This window comes from Pseudoalteromonas sp. BSi20439, assembly GCF_000241165.1.
Classification (GTDB): Bacteria; Pseudomonadota; Gammaproteobacteria; order Enterobacterales; family Alteromonadaceae; genus Pseudoalteromonas.
The window spans coordinates 22,051-40,635 of record NZ_BADW01000043.1 but is presented as its reverse complement, the minus strand read 5'-3'; the positions used below and the strand labels follow the sequence as shown (position 1 = coordinate 40,635).

The 18,585-nt window shown below is 40.8% G+C and carries 14 protein-coding genes and 1 pseudogene; 8 read left to right on the top strand and 7 right to left on the bottom strand.

Going from position 1 to position 18,585, the window contains the following annotated elements:
* Positions 1-10: 10 nt before the first annotated feature.
* Positions 11-484, bottom strand: a complete 474-nt coding sequence (locus P20439_RS03570) for a hotdog fold domain-containing protein (protein ID WP_008464694.1) — start codon at positions 482-484, stop codon at positions 11-13.
* A 184-nt stretch (positions 485-668) separates the two neighbouring features.
* Between P20439_RS03570 and P20439_RS03565 the strand changes: the two genes are divergently transcribed.
* The 4 genes from P20439_RS03565 to P20439_RS03550 all read left to right on the top strand — a co-directional run bounded on the left by P20439_RS03565 (position 669) and on the right by P20439_RS03550 (position 5,170).
* Positions 669-1,844, top strand: a complete 1,176-nt coding sequence (locus P20439_RS03565) for a multidrug effflux MFS transporter (RefSeq protein WP_008464692.1) — start codon at positions 669-671, stop codon at positions 1,842-1,844.
* Between the two features lie 226 nt (positions 1,845-2,070).
* Positions 2,071-3,912 (top strand): S8 family serine peptidase, encoded by a 1,842-nt coding sequence (locus P20439_RS03560; protein ID WP_008464688.1) that lies wholly within the window; start codon positions 2,071-2,073, stop codon positions 3,910-3,912.
* Positions 3,913-4,057: 145 nt separating this feature from the next.
* Positions 4,058-4,690, top strand: a complete 633-nt coding sequence (locus P20439_RS03555) for a LysE family translocator (protein ID WP_008464687.1) — start codon at positions 4,058-4,060, stop codon at positions 4,688-4,690.
* A 15-nt stretch (positions 4,691-4,705) separates the two neighbouring features.
* On the top strand, positions 4,706-5,170 hold the full coding sequence (locus tag P20439_RS03550) for a methylglyoxal synthase (RefSeq protein WP_008464686.1): 465 nt from the start codon (positions 4,706-4,708) through the stop codon (positions 5,168-5,170).
* A gap of 4 nt (positions 5,171-5,174) precedes the next feature.
* Here the strand turns inward: P20439_RS03550 and yegD are convergent.
* From yegD to P20439_RS03520, 6 genes and pseudogenes are all read right to left on the bottom strand, one after another.
* Positions 5,175-6,540 (bottom strand): annotated as a pseudogene (gene yegD, locus P20439_RS03545) (molecular chaperone).
* Positions 6,541-6,619: 79 nt separating this feature from the next.
* On the bottom strand, positions 6,620-7,462 hold the full coding sequence (locus P20439_RS03540) for a DNA ligase (RefSeq protein ID WP_008464681.1): 843 nt from the start codon (positions 7,460-7,462) through the stop codon (positions 6,620-6,622).
* Between the two features lie 34 nt (positions 7,463-7,496).
* Positions 7,497-8,153 (bottom strand): HAD family phosphatase, encoded by a 657-nt coding sequence (locus tag P20439_RS03535; RefSeq protein WP_008464680.1) that lies wholly within the window; start codon positions 8,151-8,153, stop codon positions 7,497-7,499.
* A gap of 73 nt (positions 8,154-8,226) precedes the next feature.
* Positions 8,227-8,526: a hypothetical protein gene (locus P20439_RS03530; RefSeq protein ID WP_008109576.1), complete on the bottom strand. Its 300-nt coding sequence runs from the start codon at positions 8,524-8,526 to the stop codon at positions 8,227-8,229.
* Positions 8,527-8,641: 115 nt separating this feature from the next.
* Positions 8,642-10,930 carry a TonB-dependent receptor gene (locus tag P20439_RS03525; protein ID WP_008464679.1) on the bottom strand — a complete coding sequence of 763 codons (2,289 nt, stop codon included), beginning with the start codon at positions 10,928-10,930 and terminating at the stop codon, positions 8,642-8,644.
* Between the two features lie 349 nt (positions 10,931-11,279).
* Positions 11,280-12,152 (bottom strand): mechanosensitive ion channel family protein, encoded by an 873-nt coding sequence (locus P20439_RS03520; protein ID WP_008108776.1) that lies wholly within the window; start codon positions 12,150-12,152, stop codon positions 11,280-11,282.
* Between the two features lie 366 nt (positions 12,153-12,518).
* On the opposite strand from P20439_RS03520, the gene P20439_RS03515 reads away from it, so the two are divergent.
* The 4 genes from P20439_RS03515 (at position 12,519) to P20439_RS03500 (ending at position 18,563) form a co-directional block, all read left to right on the top strand.
* Positions 12,519-14,654, top strand: coding sequence for a M3 family metallopeptidase (locus P20439_RS03515; RefSeq protein WP_008108778.1), 2,136 nt, complete (start codon positions 12,519-12,521; stop codon positions 14,652-14,654).
* Positions 14,655-14,804: 150 nt separating this feature from the next.
* The gene (locus P20439_RS03510; protein WP_008464678.1) at positions 14,805-16,235 is read left to right on the top strand and encodes an amidohydrolase family protein; all 1,431 of its coding nucleotides are present in this window, start codon (positions 14,805-14,807) and stop codon (positions 16,233-16,235) included.
* 88 nt (positions 16,236-16,323) lie between these two features.
* Complete coding sequence (locus P20439_RS03505; protein WP_008464677.1) at positions 16,324-17,184, top strand: carboxylate/amino acid/amine transporter; 861 nt, start codon at positions 16,324-16,326, stop codon at positions 17,182-17,184.
* A gap of 53 nt (positions 17,185-17,237) precedes the next feature.
* Positions 17,238-18,563 carry a glycerophosphodiester phosphodiesterase family protein gene (locus tag P20439_RS03500; RefSeq protein ID WP_008464676.1) on the top strand — a complete coding sequence of 442 codons (1,326 nt, stop codon included), beginning with the start codon at positions 17,238-17,240 and terminating at the stop codon, positions 18,561-18,563.
* The last annotated feature ends 22 nt before the right edge of the window (positions 18,564-18,585 follow it).

Genomic DNA, 18,585 nt, shown 5'->3' with positions numbered 1-18,585 from the left:
GCTTATACGCTTACTTTTTCTGCGTTATATACATGGTTATGTCTGCGGTAAACACCAGTTCGTTACGCGTATTGTAAAGCTTTACCGGTACGACTAAATCTTCTTTATCAACCCACTGATGAGGCAGGTCAATCTCAGCGATAGCAGTAACATCAGTGTCGACCTTAGCCAAGTACTGTACTGTCATTCCCTTAGGGATCCAACGGTGGGTTTTATAAGGTACCGTTGCATCAACCATTACCCCCGCGCACAGCTCAGCTAAATTACATTGTGCAATCGCATGGATAGTGCCAATGTGATTGTGCACACGGCGAGTATTTTTAACCACAGCACTACAGTGCCCTGCTTTTAAATCTAAAATCGTCGGTTTCATAGAGCCAAAGTAAGGCGCTTTAAAACATACGGCTTTACTAAACAGCCAATTACCAAACGGCAGCTTTTTAAATTTATGCCATGTTTTTATTAGTGCAGACTCATTACTCATTATTGTTTTTCCATTGTCTTTGCTTAAAAAGCAAATTAACACATCGGATCAGTTTAAAGAAGTGTGATACTTAAACAAAAATAATCATAATAAAGTTAAAAGTAGGTAACATGTCTGATGCATCGGTCATAAGCCCTTTCTTTTTCATCAGTCGCCACTTAAAATACCGACAAAAGGAGACCTGATGCAAACACAGCCCGCTAAACCAAACTTAATTTTATTACTGATCTTAGCGTTACTCGTCATTTTTTGTCCTATGGGCATTGATATTTATTTACCTGCCTTTCCTACTATTGCAGAGCAATTTTCAGTGAGCGAAAAACAAGTACAGCAAACGGTGGCTATTTTTATGCTTACTGTTGGTTTGGGGCAATTAATTGCAGGCCCTCTTGCTGATCGTTTTGGACGTAAGCCGGTAGCCTTAACCGGTGTAACTTTATATGGACTGGCGGCATTAGGTGCATACTATGCTCCTAGCTTTTTAATACTGATGTTTGCTCGTGCAATTCAAGGGTTAGGCGCATGCGCCACCTTTGTTGTTGCTTTTGCAATAGTAAGAGATAAGTTTGGTAGTGAACGCAGTGGCCAAATAATTACCTACCTAAACGGGATCGTGTGCTTTATTCCAGCGTTAGCACCCATTTTAGGTGCGTGGTTAACCGTGCAGTTTGGTTGGCAAATGAACTTTCTATTTCTAACTGGCTTTGCATTATTGGGGTTTATTGTCACCTTATTCTTGTTCAGAGAAACACGCCCAGCAGACAGTCATTATCAGGGGCATATATTAGATTTAAGACGCTTTATCCCTATTATTTCAACTCCGTTATTTTTATTTAATAGCTTGCTATGTATGGTCACTATGTCGGCTATATTAGTATTTGTAACATTGGCTCCTGGTTGGCTTATTACTGAATTAGGGGGCAGCGTAGCCGACTTTACCTTTTGGTTCTCGCTTAATGCAGTGCTTAGTATTCTTGCTAGCTTTATCATGCCTCTTTACATTAAACGCCAACCAAAAAGAGCACTAAAAGCAGGTCTTGTGTTGTTAGTGAGTGCAGGCTTACTGATGCTAGTATTAAGCCAATATAAAACCCCATTAGCATTAATGATCCCTATGTTTATTGCTGCCTTTGGTTTTGCTTTAACACTTGGCTCTGCCGCTGGACGAGCTTTAAGTCTGTTCCCTAAGCAAGCTGGCACCGCCTCAGCTCTTTTAGGAGCGATGCAAATGAGTGGGGCAAGTTTATTGGTGTTTATTACTCAATATTTAAACTTATCTACACCCGAGCTTATAGGCACACACTTTTTATTATTAATTCCCTTTTCTTACTTACTATTTCGTTATACTAAATATGCTTAGCCGCTAAAGCGTTTTCTATTACTCTTCAATTTTGGCTAATTCAGGTTTTACCTGATTAGCCGCCCCTAATTCAAATACAAATGTATATTTTTTGTTTAATACTGGCTGCTTTAAAGTTAAATAGTTTTGTTTTTGTAGATAAAATAGCTTGTTTTCTGCTTTATATTATTTTACTGTCTGCTAAAGTTAACAATTAGTTAACCAATTAATTCTAGGATAATATAATATGAAAAAGAATAAACTCGCCTTAGCATTAGTTCTCTCTGGTATTTGTTCAGCAGGTGCTGCCCAAGCTGCGAACGATCGCTTCATCATCCAAGTTGATAATAATAAAAAAGGTGTTGTTAAAGCGCTGACTAAAAAACTAGGTGGTGACATTAAAGTAGATGGCAATGGATTCATTGCAGCCAAGTTTACTGGACAAGATTTAAGTAGCTTAAAAGGCCTGCTTAACAACCCGCATATTAAACTCATTGAAGAAGATCATAAGCGCGTTCCTATGTCATTATTTAACGATGATGTAGGTGATGCCATGCAGCAACAAATTACGCCATATGCGGTTTATCAATCACAGGTTGATCAAGTTACTTTTGATGCCAATGCCGGTATGAAAGTATGTGTTATCGATTCAGGCTTAGATAGCTCAAACCCTGATTTTGTTTGGGGTAACATTACTGGCGATAACGACAGCGGTACTGGAAATTGGTTTGATAATGGCGGTCCACACGGGACGCATGTCGCCGGTACGATTGGTGCTGCAGATAATAACCTCGGTGTTGTGGGTATGGCACCGGGTGTGGCAATGCACATTATTAAAGTATTTAACGAAGCGGGTTGGGGTTACTCATCTGATTTAGCTCAAGCGGCTGATTTATGTTCTCAAGCAGGTGCAAATATTATTAGCATGAGCTTAGGGGGCGGTGGCTCAAACAGTACAGAGTCAAATGCGTTTGCTAACTTTACTAATGCTGGCGGCCTTGTAGTTGCTGCAGCGGGTAACGATGGTAATAACGTACGTTCTTATCCTGCGGGCTACTCATCGGTGATGATGGTCGGCGCTAATGATGCCGATAATCAAATTGCTGACTTTTCACAATTCCCAAGCTGTTCATCTGGCCGTGGTAAACGCGCAACTAATGATGAAACAATTTGTGTTGAAGTAACTGCTGGTGGTGTTGATACTCTATCGACCTACCCTGCGGGCATGGCAACAGCAGCGAGTATGTCGGCTGATGGCACAGCATATAATTCATCAGCAATGGAAAATGCAGGTCAAATCACTGCGAGTACCTACTTTATGGGAACTGGCGAAACAGTTGATCCAGCGGCGGCTGGTAAAGTATGTATGATTGACCGCGGCGTTATTTCATTTTATGACAAAGTCGCTAACTGTGAAAACTCAGGCGGTGTAGGTGCGGTTATTATCAACAATGAAGCTGGCATGTTATACGCAACACTAGGTGATACCAACGATACTACAATTCCCGCTGTAGGCGCTGCATTTGAAGATCGTAACGCATTAGTTGCTAGTACAAACGTGACAATTAATATTGGCGCAACTGATTATGGCTTTATGAGTGGAACGTCAATGGCAACTCCTGCGGTTTCAGGTATTGCTGCGCTAGTATGGTCTAATCATAGTGACTGTACAGGCACAGAAATTCGCGATGCGTTAAAGGCAACTGCGCAAGATCAAGGGGCTGCTGGTCGTGATGATTACTTTGGCTACGGTATTGTAAAAGCGGCTGACGCTGATGCTTACCTTACAGCAAACGGCTGTGCGGGTGGCGATACTGGTGGTGTTGATCCAGAGCCAGGCGTAGATGCTATCTCTCTTAGCGCTTCAGGTTACAAATCAAAAGGCACTAAATTTGTTGATTTAAGTTGGAATGGCGCGGCAACAAGCCAAGTTGATATCTACCGCAATGGTAACAAAGTCATTACCACTGCAAATACTAATGCCTACACCGACAGCATTAATACTAAGGGTGGCGGCACCTATACATATCAAGTGTGTGAAGCGCTGAGCACTACGGTGTGTTCAAATAATATCACCGTTAGTTTTTAATAAATTTAGCACTTCATTATGTTTAAAAGCATAACGACTAGTTTTATAACAACTTAGTATCCTCAACTTAGCGGGCAATATGCCCGCTTTTTATTTTCCTCATTGCTTGATAAAATCACTTACCACTTCTTTTTCGTACTATTTAATGATCAACCCCGACTTTTTGCTCTCATTTTTACTCGCTAGCTTTTTAATGGCCGTTGCGCCTGGGCCATCAAACGCGTTTTTAATGGCGCAAACTTTTGCAAATGGGCGAAAAGCAGGTATGCAGAGTGCTTTTGGCTTTGCGTTAGGTGGCGTAGTACATACATTTTTTGCGGTTGTCGGTTTAAGCGCTATATTAAAGGCCTCTGAAACGGCTTACGCCAGCGTGCAATATGCAGGAGCAGCCTATTTATGTTACTTAGGGTTTATGATGCTTAAAGGCACCTTCAAGCCCCCCATTTGCGAGCAAGACGATAAGCCTCATGTTACCACCAGTAAAAACAAAAACGTGATGTTTCAAGCTATGATGACTGAAGTACTTAACCCAAAAGCCGCTTTGTTTTTTATTGCTTTTATCCCACAATTTGTTGACCCTAGCTTATCCTCGGCGACCTTTCAGCTGGCGTTTTTTGGGCTACTGTATCCAATCTTTGCTTTTCCTATCGACTGCACGTATATTTATTTCGGCGATAAAATAGCCCAGTTTTTTAAAAGTCACCCTAATAGCCAACTTTGGATAGATAGGTTCACAGGCATTGTATTTATTGCCTTGGCTATCAATTTATTACTCTAACTAATAAGAATCAGCATGGACCAAAAAATACAATCTCTTCCAGCTAAGAAAAACATAGCCCTTGTTGCACATGATGGAAAAAAAGCCGCGTTAAAATTGTGGTGTGAAAAACACACCCCAATGTTAAGTAAACATAAGTTATACGGTACTGGAACAACCGGACATTTAATAGAAAAAACCACTGGTTTGAATGTCGTGCAATTACTCAGTGGACCTATGGGTGGCGATCAGCAGCTAGGGGCTAAAATAGCGGAACATGAAATTCATGTGTTAATCTTTTTTTGGGATCCTCTGGCTTCTCAGCCGCACGACCCCGATGTAAAAGCATTGCTTCGTTTGGCCGCGGTGTGGAACATTCCTGTTGCCTGTAATGAAGTAAGCGCTGATATGTTACTAAGCTCACCACTTATGGACACCGAATTTGAGCGTTCTTTGCCAGATTACGAAAAGTACCTCGCAACCCGACAAATCTCTTTATAGCCGCTTATTTATAAAGCATATTCGCCCATTTAGTCAGGCCTGCGGTAACACTGCCAAAGTGATCACCATTAACCATTTTAATGTCGCCTAAGTGGGTTTTTAAAGCCGCTTTGATCAGTGGTGATTGCGCGCTACCACCCGTTAAATAAATTACATCTGGGGTGGTGTTAGCATCTGCAATGGCCTGTTTTGCTAATGTCACTATTTGGCTAATACTATCGTCAACGGCTAATGCTAATTCATTAATAGAAATATCTTTATCAAGTGATGAATCTAAAAATGTTAAATCACAATTAAAGCTTTCAGACGAGCTTAGTGCAATTTTTGCCGCTTCAGCTTGTTGAACTAATTGATGCCCTTGCTTATTTTGCTGTAAATGGATGAGACGTTTATATAAATCGGGAGCACTCACATCGCGTAGCTGTGCACTCAGTTCACGATAATGCTGAGCACTATAAAACTGACTTTGTAAATTCACATCGTTAATTTTACATGCTTGCCAAAATGCCTGATTAGGTAATGGTAAACCCGATTTAAAAGTACTGCCTAAGCCAAGTAACGGCATTAAACCATGGTAGCTCAGAGCAATATCTAAATCATTACCGCCTACTCGCTTTCCGCTATGTGACTAAAAAGTCTGCATCTCGCTGTTGTTTATTTCTAAAGCTGGGCCCCATTTGTACAAATGAACAGTCACTTGTACCACCGCCAATATCAATTACCAGCACTTTTTGGTCTTGCGTTAAATCACTTTCATAGTCAATCCCAGCGGCAAGTGGTTCATATAAAAATTCCACATCTTTAAAGCCGGCTCGGTTTGCTGCGCGTGTTAAAATACCCACGGCTTGTTGGTTTGACTGCTCACCACCAACCGCTTGAAAATTCACTGGGCGACCAATAACAGTTTGGCTCAGCGTATACCCTAACGATGATTCGGCACGTTGTTTTATTTTTAAAATCATTGCAGTGGCAATATCTTCAAAAAAATTAATTTGTCCTTGCTTTAAACCAGTAGCGCCAAAAAATGATTTAGGGGATTTTACAAAATAACCTTCTTCAGGAAATTGCACATATTCACTAATCGCCTCTCGGCCGATGAATAGAGTCTCGTCGCCGGCTTGTAGGTCTAGGTCTGATTTAATTCGCGCAAGCGTATTAAGTAATGGTTGGCGCGCGGTTTTATAGCCATGCTCATGCTCTGAGCCCTGCAAGTGCTGCGCTACAAAATCAACGACTAAGGCACTATGATGTGTGTATAACGTTGATGGAAGATAATGTTTGCCTTGCTCTAAAGGAATGAGCTGAACACGCTCTTCGTTTAAAACACCCATAGCACAATTAGAACTACCATAATCAAAACCAACGAACATAGATCACCAAACATCACTAAAAAGGCCGCGCAATTTAGCATAATTGCTAAAAAATATATACTGAATTGGCCTACACTCGTTATTTTTCGGGTCTTTCCCGTAAGAAGCTGGCAAAACGCGGCAAGCCATTTTTAGTGTACCCGTGGTATCGATAAGTAATTGTTGCGCCTATAGCTGGCGGATACTTTCGCTCTTTATCGCTAAAACCCGTACCAATAGAAAATGTCAGCCCTTGTTTTGTCTGTACTTTCAATGCACCAAGCATTCCTGCGTATTTACCTTTACCCGGTAAATGTTCAATCACTAACGCTTCGGCATCTAAATAAGGCTTGAGTTTTAACAATGCACTAGAGCGACCAGTTGTATGCTTAGCCTCTGCTAAATGAAGCATAACGCCCTCGCCGCCTTGTTTAGTAACCTGATTAAAATAATTACTGAGTTGCTGATTGTCGCTAAATTGATATTGCTTAACCGCTTTAATATGGGGACTATTTAGCTTAGTAATAAGTGACAAGTAATTTTGATAACGACGGTGAAAAGGCATGCTTGTATCTGGCATATCAAACACCTGATAAGTAACGGTTTGCCATTGCAAATCGTTGGGTATTTTTGTTCTGACAATACCACTGAGTACAGAAAATTGACCTCGTTTGGTCCATAACTCACCATCTAACCAAATATCTGGCAAAGGAGCGGTAAACCACTCAGGCGGGTTTATGGAGTTGCCTTGACGGGTTACAAACTGCTTTCCCGTCCAGATTGCTCTAACTCCATCAAACTTTTCACTCACCAAATATTGGCGAATATCCTCATGCTTAGTTTCATCGTAAACATTAGCAAGTTGCACTGGAGGCAATTGCGCCAATAAGCTAGCACTAAAAAGGATTAAAAAAGTAAACAGCGTTGCTTTAATCATCACCATTGCTGCATCCTTGCAAATTTTAATATGGCTTAAACTATAGTTGAGATTGAAGCCATTGCCAAAATTCTTCAAGGCTTTGCATTTGCTGTGTTGCTTTACTAAAATCATGCTCCTGTGTATGTTTATTAGCGATAGCGACTACAGCTAAAGCAGCATTATTCGCTGCGGTTACACCGGTGAGAGTATCTTCAACGGCAATCGCATTTTGTGCAGCAACCTGCATACTTTTAAGTGCTAATAGATAGGGATCACCGGCAGGCTTTGGATTAATTACATCATCTTTAGTTACCACGGTATCGAATAAATCATAAAACCCTAATCCTTTTAGTATTGGCTCTGCTTCATGCCTTGCGCTGCCTGTTACTAACGCCATTTTTAAACCTTGCTCTTTAGCCGCTAATAGAACATTTTCAGCATAAGGCATTAAAGGCGGTAAATTGGTTTTAACGTACTCACTAAATAAACGATATTTTTCATCCGCTAAATAGCGGCTACTTACAGACAAGTTATGAACTTGTTTTATTTCCTTTGCAGCGTCAATAGTGGGACGTCCCGAAAAGCGCCGACAAAAATCATCTTCTTTATAACACACACCAAAAGGCGCAAGTAATTGGCTCCAGCAGTTATAGTGCACACTTTCCGAGTCAACTAAAGTGCCATCCATATCAAATAATACCGCTTCAATTGACATACTTTTCTCCTGGTTATTTAACCTAAACTTTGGGTAATAAAAAAGGTGCCTAGGCACCTTTTAATAATTTGTGTTACTCAGCCAAACCTGCTGGCGGCTCAGCATAAGCGTCTTCGCCGGTATCTACATCAACTAACTCATAACCTCGGGCTTTGCGCATTACTTTAAGTATCGGCTTTTCGAAGGCGGTTTTTAAGCGCTCAGCATCATCTTTTAACGCATCTAATGTGGTGCCAAATGGTGCTGCACCAGTCTCTGACCAGTTAGTTACTTTACCATTTAAGTTATATTCCACTTCGTGTATTTGATATTGCGCCGCTTCATCTTTGGTTGCTTCACAATAAATTACACGGTAATTCCAAAATCCAGCCATTACTTTTTCTCTTTAATAAACATATGGGCGCTACTTTAGCAGCTCTACAAAAATAAAAAAGCCTGCACTAGGCAGGCTTTTATCAATAATTACAATTTAACGTTAAATTTATCGATTAGAAAAAGTTAACTTTAAATTCAGCGCCAATATAACGCTCTTCGTTAACCATGGCTGTATTGTTGTTAAAATCAACACCACCAATTGCTTGCTGCTCGTCAAACATATTACGCACGAATGCTGATACTTCATATTCGTAGTCGCCTTGCGCCCATGCATAACCGGCACGTAGACCAACTTCAGTTAGTGGCTTACCTTCAAACTCAACTGATTCATATAAGAAAAAGTCAATTTCACTGCGGTACGACACATCAGCGTAAGCAAAGAAATCACCTTCAGCGAGTTCTTTAGTGTAACGAAGTGTGATGTTAGAGATCCACTCTGGTGCATGCGGTAAGCTGTTACCATCTAAAATAGCACGATCTTCAGGACCAAATGCACCTGGTACTTGGAAGGTAGGATCAGTAACAGTACACTGTGCACACACTGCAACGGCTAAATCTTTGTCTTTAAGCTCTGTTTTGTTGTAACTTAAATTAAACGTTGCATTTAGTTCATCCGTTAACACCCACTCAGAATCAATTTCGAAACCGTAGCCAGTTGTTTTATCAGCATTTAATAGGCGGTTAAAGTTAGCACCACCACCTACAGCAGTTAGCTGTTGGTCATCCATAGTGTAATAAAATACGGTTGCATTTACGCGGCCTTGGCCATCTAACACATCAGATTTAATACCTGTCTCGTATGACGTAACAGTTTCTGAATCAGCAACGGTTACTTCATCACCAAATAAGATACGACCCTGAAGACTTGGTGCACGGAAACTGTTAGCAATACGACCATACCAGTTTACGTCATCGTTGATTTTGTAGTTAGCTGATAAATCCCAGCTTACGTGATCATCGCTAACATTTTTTTCAATGTAAGTAGCAGCACCACCTACAGGGCTAAGCGTACGATTTGCTGAGAATTCTTTCTCATCGTCTGAATAACGAAGGCCCGCGGTTACTTTCAAGTCATCAGTAATGGTGTAATCAACTGAGCCGAATACAGCCCATGCTTTAGTATCTTGCTGCTGACTAACAAAACCGTTTAATACGCCATTATTGGCTGTATCATAGCTAAAGTTTTCAATCGTTAATGCTTCGTCGAAGTAAAAAACACCCACCTGGTAATTTACGTCACCGGCAAAGTTGCTTGATAAGCGAAGTTCTTGCGTGTATTGGTCTTGATCTGGAATACCATCAGCACTTTCTGAAGAGAAAGGAATAAAACCAGGGCCCATTGCAACTGGAACATCATTGATAGAGAACCCACCGTAGCCACCATCGATGTCAGCACGAGAGTAAATTTCTGCACTTTCCCAACCAGAAATTGACGTTACTGTATGATTAGCTAAGTCCCACTCAAGCTTAAGGCTTGCACCTTGCGATTCCACTTGCTGCGTCGCACGAGATGCGGCATCGTGATACACCACGTCATTTTCAAAACCATCAACTAAATCGTTAGTACCAGGTTTGATAGTGTTAGCACGAAAGGCAATTGGAGAGCCATCTAAATCACGAACATGGTAATTAAATAATCCAGTGAAATCGTCACCTTCATATAAAAATTGAATACGGGCTGCTTGTTCAGTGTAACCACCTAAAGCATCTTTTTGCTCAAAACCTGGTGCACGATTATCAATGTAATCGTCTTTATCTTGCCAAAGTACTGAAACACGTGTTGATAAACGATCTGTTAATGAACCACCAACAGCACCTTCAAAGTCAACAGCACCACGGCTACCGTAAGAAACAGCGCCATAACCTTCAAATTCTTGGCTTGGTTTAACAGTATCAAACTTAACTAGACCAGCCGGTGTGTTACGACCAAATAGTGTACCTTGTGGGCCACGAAGCACTTCAACACGTGCTACGTCAAATACCGGGAAGCCTTTTAAGATTGCGTTTTCTTGTACAATTTCATCAACCACAAGTGACACTGGTTGCGAAGCATTCAAATCGAAATCAGTGTTACCAAGACCACGTACATAAAAGCGTGGGAATGAACGGCCAAATGAAGATTCAATAGATAAACTTGGGATTTTCGCATTCATAAAACGAATATCCATACCAGCTGAGCTGTAAGCATCTAAGCTATCGCCTTGCAGGGCTGAAACAGCAACAGGTACTTCTTGAGCGTTTTCTACTCGTTTACGAGCAGTAACTTGAATAACTTCTAGTTGGTTCTTCTTAGCAGTAGTTTCTTGCTCAGCAGCTACGGCTGAAATTGACGTACCTGCTACGGCAGAGAACAACGTTGCATTGATAAGGGTTGCTAACGTAGATCTTTTCATTGCTTTCATGTCGGGGTTAACCTTTTTAGTGCACTCTTGTTCAACGGTTGATGTGTTGCGCAATTAAATAATTACGGATTCAGTCAATTTTTCGCGACTTGCTCTATGCGGCGCGGACCTTATTACCGAGAGTACAAAAACGGCATAAATAAGGCTGATTGAATGCGCCAGATTATACCATGCTGTAATTAATTTACCGCATATTGAGCCCTAAAAAAGTAAACTTATTTTTAACACTTAACGGCACTATCAACTCTTTTACTGCCTTTTTAACAACAAAAAGCACAAAAGGCGGACATATGTCCTTACAATGAATCATTAAAAAATATAGAAAATAATGTGACGATTTTTTTAAATACTACTTTTTAACTAAAGAACGCGTCAATGCGATTTCGCCATCTATATGAATATCTCGCTGCGGAAATGCAATAACCACATCGTGCTGTTCAAACACCTCATAAATACTAAAGCGAATATCACTGCGCACTTGCCTTAAGCGAGTTTCTGATTCAGCGCAGACCCAAAAAATAGCATTAAAAACTAATGAACTATCTGCAAAGTCATCAAATAATACGGTTGATTGAGGTGTTGCTAATATTGCCTCATGCTCATCTAACACTTGCTGAATTAACGTTTTAACAAGCAATACATCAGAGCCATAAGCCACGCCAACACTCACTGATGAGCGCGCGTTGCCATCAATTAGCGTCCAGTTGGTTACTGTGTTTTCTAATAACTGGCTATTGGGTATCAACATATGAACACCGTCGTTTCTACGAATACGGGTAGAGCGAGTATTAATAGTTTCAACCACTCCCTTGGCAGTGCCAACTTCTAAAAAGTCACCAATACGAATTGGCCGTTCCCACATTAGTATCCAACCACTAATAAAGTTATTAATAATGTTTTGCGCACCAAAGCCTACACCAATAGCAATTGCGCCCGATACAAACGCAAAGGCGGTTAGTGGAATATTAAGCACTTCGAGGGAGGTAAAAAGCAAAATCGCAATACTTAAAATAAAATAAAAACGCGTAAATAAATGCACAGCATCAGGGCTCATTTTTCGAGCTAATAATGACTTTTTAATTAACTTGCCAATCTGCGTCACTACAAACCACATGGTAAACAAAATAAGGGGGACTTGAATGACTTTTGCTACGGTAATGTGAATGTCGTTGTAGCTAAACAATACGAAGGCGAGAATGTGATTTATTTGTTCTAAGTTCATTGATTTTCCATGTATAAAGTCGCACGCAAATAATTGTTTTTTATGTGCTAGTAATACCCCAAGTTTAGCATGTGGCTAGCTTAAATCTATATTTACAAATTTAAAATAACCACCCAATTAAGCACTCTGAACCCCGCTACTTGCATTTATGTTTTGTATTGTGGTCGGTGCTTGCTAAGGCTGTATACACTTTATTGATGATTTTTACTGCTGTTTTTATCTACATATCGAGCTTATATAATCTAATTTGCGTTTAAATCCCGCTTTAAATCGATAAACTTTGTTGTATATAAGTCAAAATTTGGTAAGTTAACTGGGTTTTCGACTCGAAAAGCCTATTTCGGCTACTATTTTTATGGAGTTATTATGCGTAAAACACTGATCGCCACTACGATTGCTAGTGCACTTTTATTATCTGCCTGTTCTTCTGAAAGCACTCAAGAAACAAAACAACAAAGCACAACACAAGTGCAAGATATCAATGCAAGCAATGTATTATTTAAACCAAGCCCATTACAATACATGGCTCCTGAGTTTGATAAGTTTGGTACCACTGAATACGAAGCCGCATTTGATGCAGGTATTGCACAACATAATGCAGAAATTATGGCAATTGCCAATAACCCAGAACCAGCTACTTTTGAAAATACGCTGGTAGAAATGGAACTTGCAGGTGAGCTATTAAACCGCGCATCAGCTGCCTTTTACAACTTATCAGGTCTTATCTCTAACGATGAGTACCAACGGATTGATAAAAAAATGGCGCCTGTGTTCTCTGCACACTCTGATGACATTTACCTAAACGGTGCATTGTTTGCTCGTGTACAAACAGTATACGACAACAAAGATAAATTAAGCGCTGAAGATCAACGCCTTGTTGATTTTTACTACAAACAGTTTGTTAAAGCCGGTGCTAAATTAAACGATGCTGAAAAAGCAAAAATGCGTGAAATTAACGCTGAACTTGCAAAGCTATCAACAGAGTTTTCTCAAAACGTATTAAAATCGTTTAAAGAAGACGTCATTTTAGTAACAGACAAAAGCAAACTAGCTGGTTTATCTGAAGGTGAAATTGCAGGTCTTGCAGCTGCTGCTAAAAAAGCCGGCAAAGACGGCTACATGATCACCCTAGTGAACACCACGCAACAGCCAATCTTAGCAAGCCTTGAAAATCGCGAGCTTCGTGAGCAAATTTTTAAAGCGTCAACCAATCGTGCAGCTAAAACCAACGGCCCTATTATTATTAAAGAAACTAACTTACGTGCACAAAAAGCAGAACTGTTAGGCTTTAAAGATTGGGCTTCGTATGTAATGACTTCACGCATGGCGCAAACTACTGATAACGTGTACGGTATTTTAGATGACCTTGCACCAAAAGCAGTGGAAAAAGCGCAAGCAGAAGCAAAAGCGATTCAAAAAGTAATTAACGATTCGGGCGAAAGCTTTGAACTTAAGCCATGGGATTGGTCTTTCTACGCAGAAAAAGTGCGTGCTGAAAAATACGACCTAGATCCAGCCTTAGTTAAGCCTTACTTTGAAATGCAATCGGTTATTCATAACGGTTTATTCTTTGCAATGGAAAAGCTTTACGGCATTACATTTAAAGAGCGTAAAGACCTACCGGTTTACCATGATGATGTAATGGCATTTGAAGTATTTAATGCCGATGGCAGCGCAATTGGTTTATTTTACATGGACCCGTATGCACGTGAAGGTAAGCGTGGCGGTGCATGGATGAGTGCATATGTAAGTCAGAGCGGCTTAAAGGGCACTAAACCGGTTATTTATAATGCGCAAAATATTCCTAAGCCAGCTGAAGGCGAACCAACGCTAATGACGTTTGACGAAGTGTCGACTATGTTCCATGAGTTTGGTCATGCAGCGCACGGTTTATTCTCTGACGTTAAATACCCAAGCCTAGCGGGTACTGCTACAGCGCGTGATTTTGTTGAATTTCCATCACAAGCACATGAAGACTGGATGATTGAGCCAAGTGTATTAGCTAACTACGCTAAGCATTACAAAACAGGTGAGCCAATTCCTCAAGCACTACTTGATAAAGTACTTGAGTCGCAAAAATTCAACCAAGGCTTTGGTACCACTGAATATTTAGCTGCAGCACTACTGGATATGGAATGGCACTCATTTGGTTCTGATAAGAAAGTAGCTGATGTACAACAGTTTGAAAGTGAGGCATTAAAGGCACACGGTATTGATTACTACCCTGTACCACCTCGTTACAAATCAAACTACTTTAGCCATACCTTTGCAGGTGGTTACTCAGCAGGTTACTACGCTTACCTATGGACTGAAGTATTCGCCGCTGATGCCTTTGCTCACATGGAGAACAACGGTGGCTTAACGCGCGAAAATGGCGATAAGTTCCGTAAAGAAATCCTATCAAAAGGTAACAGCCGTGACTTAATGCAAAGCTACATTGAGTTTAGAGGCCAAAAACCAACGACTGACGCATTGCTTAAGCGCCGTGGTTTAGTTGACTAATAAACCATAATGTCGTTAATAAAAGCCCGCTCGCGGGCTTTTATTTTATGTATATCAAACACTTTAGCTGATTTACAACACACTTAAACTCAAACTTACTCACAACCTAGCTTGCCCATGTTAACCTTAATAAAAAATTAAGGTGCCTTTATGAAATACACTCTCCTACTCCCATTCTCATTGTTACTAAGTACATTGAGTTTTGCTAATGAAAAACAACATGTCGACCTACTCATTCATCATGCCAATGTGGTTGATATTAAAAATGCAGTGGTGATCCCCAATCAAACTATTGCTATTACCGATGCTAAAATTATTGCCCGTGGCGATGACGCTATTAAGTTAAATTACCATGCCACTACACAAATAGATGCTCAAGGGCGCTTTGTTATGCCAGGCCTTTGGGATATGCATGTACACTTTGGCGGTGGCGACGCATTAATTGAAGAAAACAAACAATTGCTGCCTTTATATTTAGCCTACGGCGTTACTACGGTGCGTGATGCGGCAGCCGATTTAAGCCCCTCGGTTTTAAGCTGGCGTGAGCAAATAACTAAAGGTGAGCTAATAGGTCCCACTATTTATACCTCAGGACCAAAACTAGAGGGTAAAGACTCTATTTGGCCAGGCGATCTTGAGGTTGAAACAACCCAAGAAATGCATGCAGCTATTGATAAACTAGATGCGATGAATGTCGACTTTGTTAAAATTACTGATAGCGCATTAACTCCAGAACTTTATTTACAAGCAGTAAAAGAAGTTAAAAAGCGTGGTTACAAAATATCAGGTCATATTCCGTTTTCTTTATCCGTTACTGATGTATCTAGCGCAGGTTTAGACGCAATAGAGCATATGACTTATTTACTCAAGGCGGCAGCTAAAAACGAAGATGATATTTCAGCTAAAGTAAAAGCGGGTGAACTGAGCTATCGCAGCGCCTTACCCATTGTGATGGATAACATAGATAAAGACACCGCAATGAAAAAGTACCGTCTTTTAGCCAAAAATAACACTGCGGTTGTACCAACCTTAATTGGCGGCCAAGTTACCGCTTATATTGACGAAGATAGCCACCAGCAAGATGAGTTTTTAAATTACTTAGGTAAAGGTTTAAAAGACACCTACCAGTGGCGTGTTGATCGAGCAAATAAAGATACCCCCGCACAAATAAAAGCGCGCAAACAACGCTTTGTTCAAACCGCTCAACTACTACCTTGGGCACAAGAGGCGGGTGTGCCTATTATTGCGGGCACCGATGCAGGCTTTTTAAATTCTTATATTTACCCTGGGCTGTCGCTTCATCAAGAGCTGGCTATTTTTAGTGACTATGGCCTTACCCCCCAACAAATACTACACAGTGCGACCCAAGCAGGGCCAACTTTTTTAGATAAAGCACAACAGTTTGGTTCTTTAGAGGTTGGTAAAGTGGCCGATATTATTATTTTAGATAGCAATCCATTAATCAACGTGCGTAATACCCAATCATTACAAGGGGTGATCAGCCACAATCGCTATTACGATAAAGCCGCATTGGAAAACCTTAAAGCACAAGCCAAGCAATTCGTTAGCTCACAACAGTAAATCAACTAATGGGCTTAGCTTGCTGAGCCCTCCCTTTCATACCCGTTGTGGTATACACTCGCATTTTTAGTTTGGAGCAAACAATACTATGGGCTATTTATTTGCCGTTACTTTACTTTGGGCCTTTTCGTTTAGTTTAATTGGTGTGTATTTAGCAGGCCAAGTTGATGCGTGGTTCAGTGTGTTAATCCGTGTGGCTTTAGCTACCTTAGTGTTTTTGCCGTTTTTAAAGAAAACCCCTCTCCCCCTTGTGTGCAAACTGATGCTAATAGGTGCACTGCAGCTAGGGATTATGTACGGCTTTTATTACCACTCATTTTTATTTTTAACCGTACCAGAAGTGCTGTTATTCACCGTAATGACGCCGCTTTACATTACGCTTTTAAACGATGCATTGAATAAACAGTTCAACTGGCAATTTTTTATTGTTGCCTTTATTGCCGTGTTAGGGGCTATTACCATTCGGTATGAAAACCTAACCAACGACTTTCTACTTGGCTTATTATTAGTTCAAGGCGCTAATATTAGTTTTGCAACAGGGCAAGTAAGCTACAAGCGTTTAATGGTTAATCAAAAACTGGATGACAAAACCGTATTTGGCTGGTTTTTTATTGGTGCGCTTGTTATAGCCAGCGCTTGCTATGCGCTGTTTGGCAATACCGAGAAATTACCTACCAGCTCAACGCAATGGGGCATTCTTATTTACTTAGGTATTATAGCCTCAGGTTTGGGCTACTTTATGTGGAATAAAGGCGCAACACTGGTTAATGTTGGTGCATTGGCGGTGATGAATAACCTGCTTATTCCTGCCGGCATTATTGTTAATGTACTTATTTGGAATCGAGATGCGGACATAGCCCGATTAACAATCGGTGCTGCTATTATGTTACTAGCATTAGTGGTCAATCAACTATTAACAAAGCGAAAAGTTAATCCCGCTGTCGTTTGATTGTCACTGTTTAGGGTTAAGGTAGGGGTTACTTTTATTTTTAAGGACAAATAATGAAGCGACTTCCCCTATTCACTGCCTGTATATTGTTAGCTGCACTTACTGGCTGCAATGATGATGTTGAAATAGTCGAAAAAGAAGTGGTTGTTACTAACACTGAGGTTGAAATTGTTGAGGTTCCTACCCCGGTTATTGTTGAAGTGGCGCATGGCACTAATATTCAACTAGGTACTCGCCCCGACTACTTAATTGAGGATATGGCCGACGGCGCACTAAAAACAAAATTAGCATCGTGCAAAGACGGTGCTTTTTATCGTACTGACTTTTCAATCGGCCATCGTGGTGCCCCCATGCAATACCCAGAGCACACTAAAGAGTCATACATAGCGGCTGCTCGTATGGGCGCCGGTATTGTTGAATGCGATGTCACCTTTACTAATGACAAAGAGCTGGTATGTCGCCATTCACAATGCGATTTACATACCACCACTAATATTTTAGCTATTCCAGAACTTGCCGCTAAATGCAGTGTGCCCTTTACATCAGCAGACTCGAACAGTGGCACGCCTGCTTCTGCTAAATGTTGTACCAGTGACATTAGCCTGGCGGAATTTTTAACCCTTGAAGGTAAAATGGATGGTGCTAATCCTCAAGCAAGCAGCGTTGCTGAATATTTACAAGGCACCCCAAACTGGCGCACTGATTTATATGCAAGTAGCGGCACGTTAATGACCCACAAACAAAGTATTGCGCTATTTAAACAGCTAGGGGTAAAAATGACGCCAGAGCTTAAATCGCCTCAAGTGAGCATGCCTTTTGATGGTATGACACAACAGCAATACGCGCAAAAAATGCTAGATGAATACACGCAAATGGACGTACCCGCTGAGCGGGTTTTTCCGCAATCGTTTAATTTAGATGACGTAAAATATTGGATTAACACCAACCCCGCGTTTGCAACGCAAAGCGTCTATTTAGATGGCCGAGATAGCGATGCAGGGTTTGACCCTAATAACGCCGATACATGGCAGCCTAGTATGGCTGCGCTTTTTAATGACGGCGTTAAAATTATTGCTCCACCAATTTGGGTGCTATTAACCATAGATAACGAAAATAATATTGTACCATCGCAATACGCTATTGATGCTAAAGCCGCAGGGCTTAATATTATTGCATGGAGTCTTGAACGATCTGGGCCGCTAAATAACGGCGGTGGTTATTATTACCAGTCAATTAGTGATGTTATAGATAACGATGGTGACATGATGACAGTGGTTGATGTACTTGCAAAAGAGGTTGGTGTAATCGGTATATTTTCTGACTGGCCAGCTACAGTTAGCTATTACGCCAGCTGCAATAAAATGCCTGCCGCTATTTAAGCACAGTTTAGGTTAGTTAATT

Excerpts from the sequence above, each read along its gene's own strand:
- P20439_RS03570 (WP_008464694.1), bottom strand. The coding sequence starts at position 484 with ATGAGTAATGAGTCTGCACTAATAAAAACATGGCATAAATTTAAAAAG.
- P20439_RS03565 (WP_008464692.1), top strand. The coding sequence starts at position 669 with ATGCAAACACAGCCCGCTAAACCAAACTTAATTTTATTACTGATCTTA.
- P20439_RS03560 (WP_008464688.1), top strand. The coding sequence starts at position 2,071 with ATGAAAAAGAATAAACTCGCCTTAGCATTAGTTCTCTCTGGTATTTGT.
- P20439_RS03555 (WP_008464687.1), top strand. The coding sequence starts at position 4,058 with ATGATCAACCCCGACTTTTTGCTCTCATTTTTACTCGCTAGCTTTTTA.
- P20439_RS03550 (WP_008464686.1), top strand. The coding sequence starts at position 4,706 with ATGGACCAAAAAATACAATCTCTTCCAGCTAAGAAAAACATAGCCCTT.
- P20439_RS03540 (WP_008464681.1), bottom strand. The coding sequence starts at position 7,462 with ATGGTGATGATTAAAGCAACGCTGTTTACTTTTTTAATCCTTTTTAGT.
- P20439_RS03535 (WP_008464680.1), bottom strand. The coding sequence starts at position 8,153 with ATGTCAATTGAAGCGGTATTATTTGATATGGATGGCACTTTAGTTGAC.
- P20439_RS03530 (WP_008109576.1), bottom strand. The coding sequence starts at position 8,526 with ATGGCTGGATTTTGGAATTACCGTGTAATTTATTGTGAAGCAACCAAA.
- P20439_RS03525 (WP_008464679.1), bottom strand. The coding sequence starts at position 10,930 with ATGAAAGCAATGAAAAGATCTACGTTAGCAACCCTTATCAATGCAACG.
- P20439_RS03520 (WP_008108776.1), bottom strand. The coding sequence starts at position 12,152 with ATGAACTTAGAACAAATAAATCACATTCTCGCCTTCGTATTGTTTAGC.
- P20439_RS03515 (WP_008108778.1), top strand. The coding sequence starts at position 12,519 with ATGCGTAAAACACTGATCGCCACTACGATTGCTAGTGCACTTTTATTA.
- P20439_RS03510 (WP_008464678.1), top strand. The coding sequence starts at position 14,805 with ATGAAATACACTCTCCTACTCCCATTCTCATTGTTACTAAGTACATTG.
- P20439_RS03505 (WP_008464677.1), top strand. The coding sequence starts at position 16,324 with ATGGGCTATTTATTTGCCGTTACTTTACTTTGGGCCTTTTCGTTTAGT.
- P20439_RS03500 (WP_008464676.1), top strand. The coding sequence starts at position 17,238 with ATGAAGCGACTTCCCCTATTCACTGCCTGTATATTGTTAGCTGCACTT.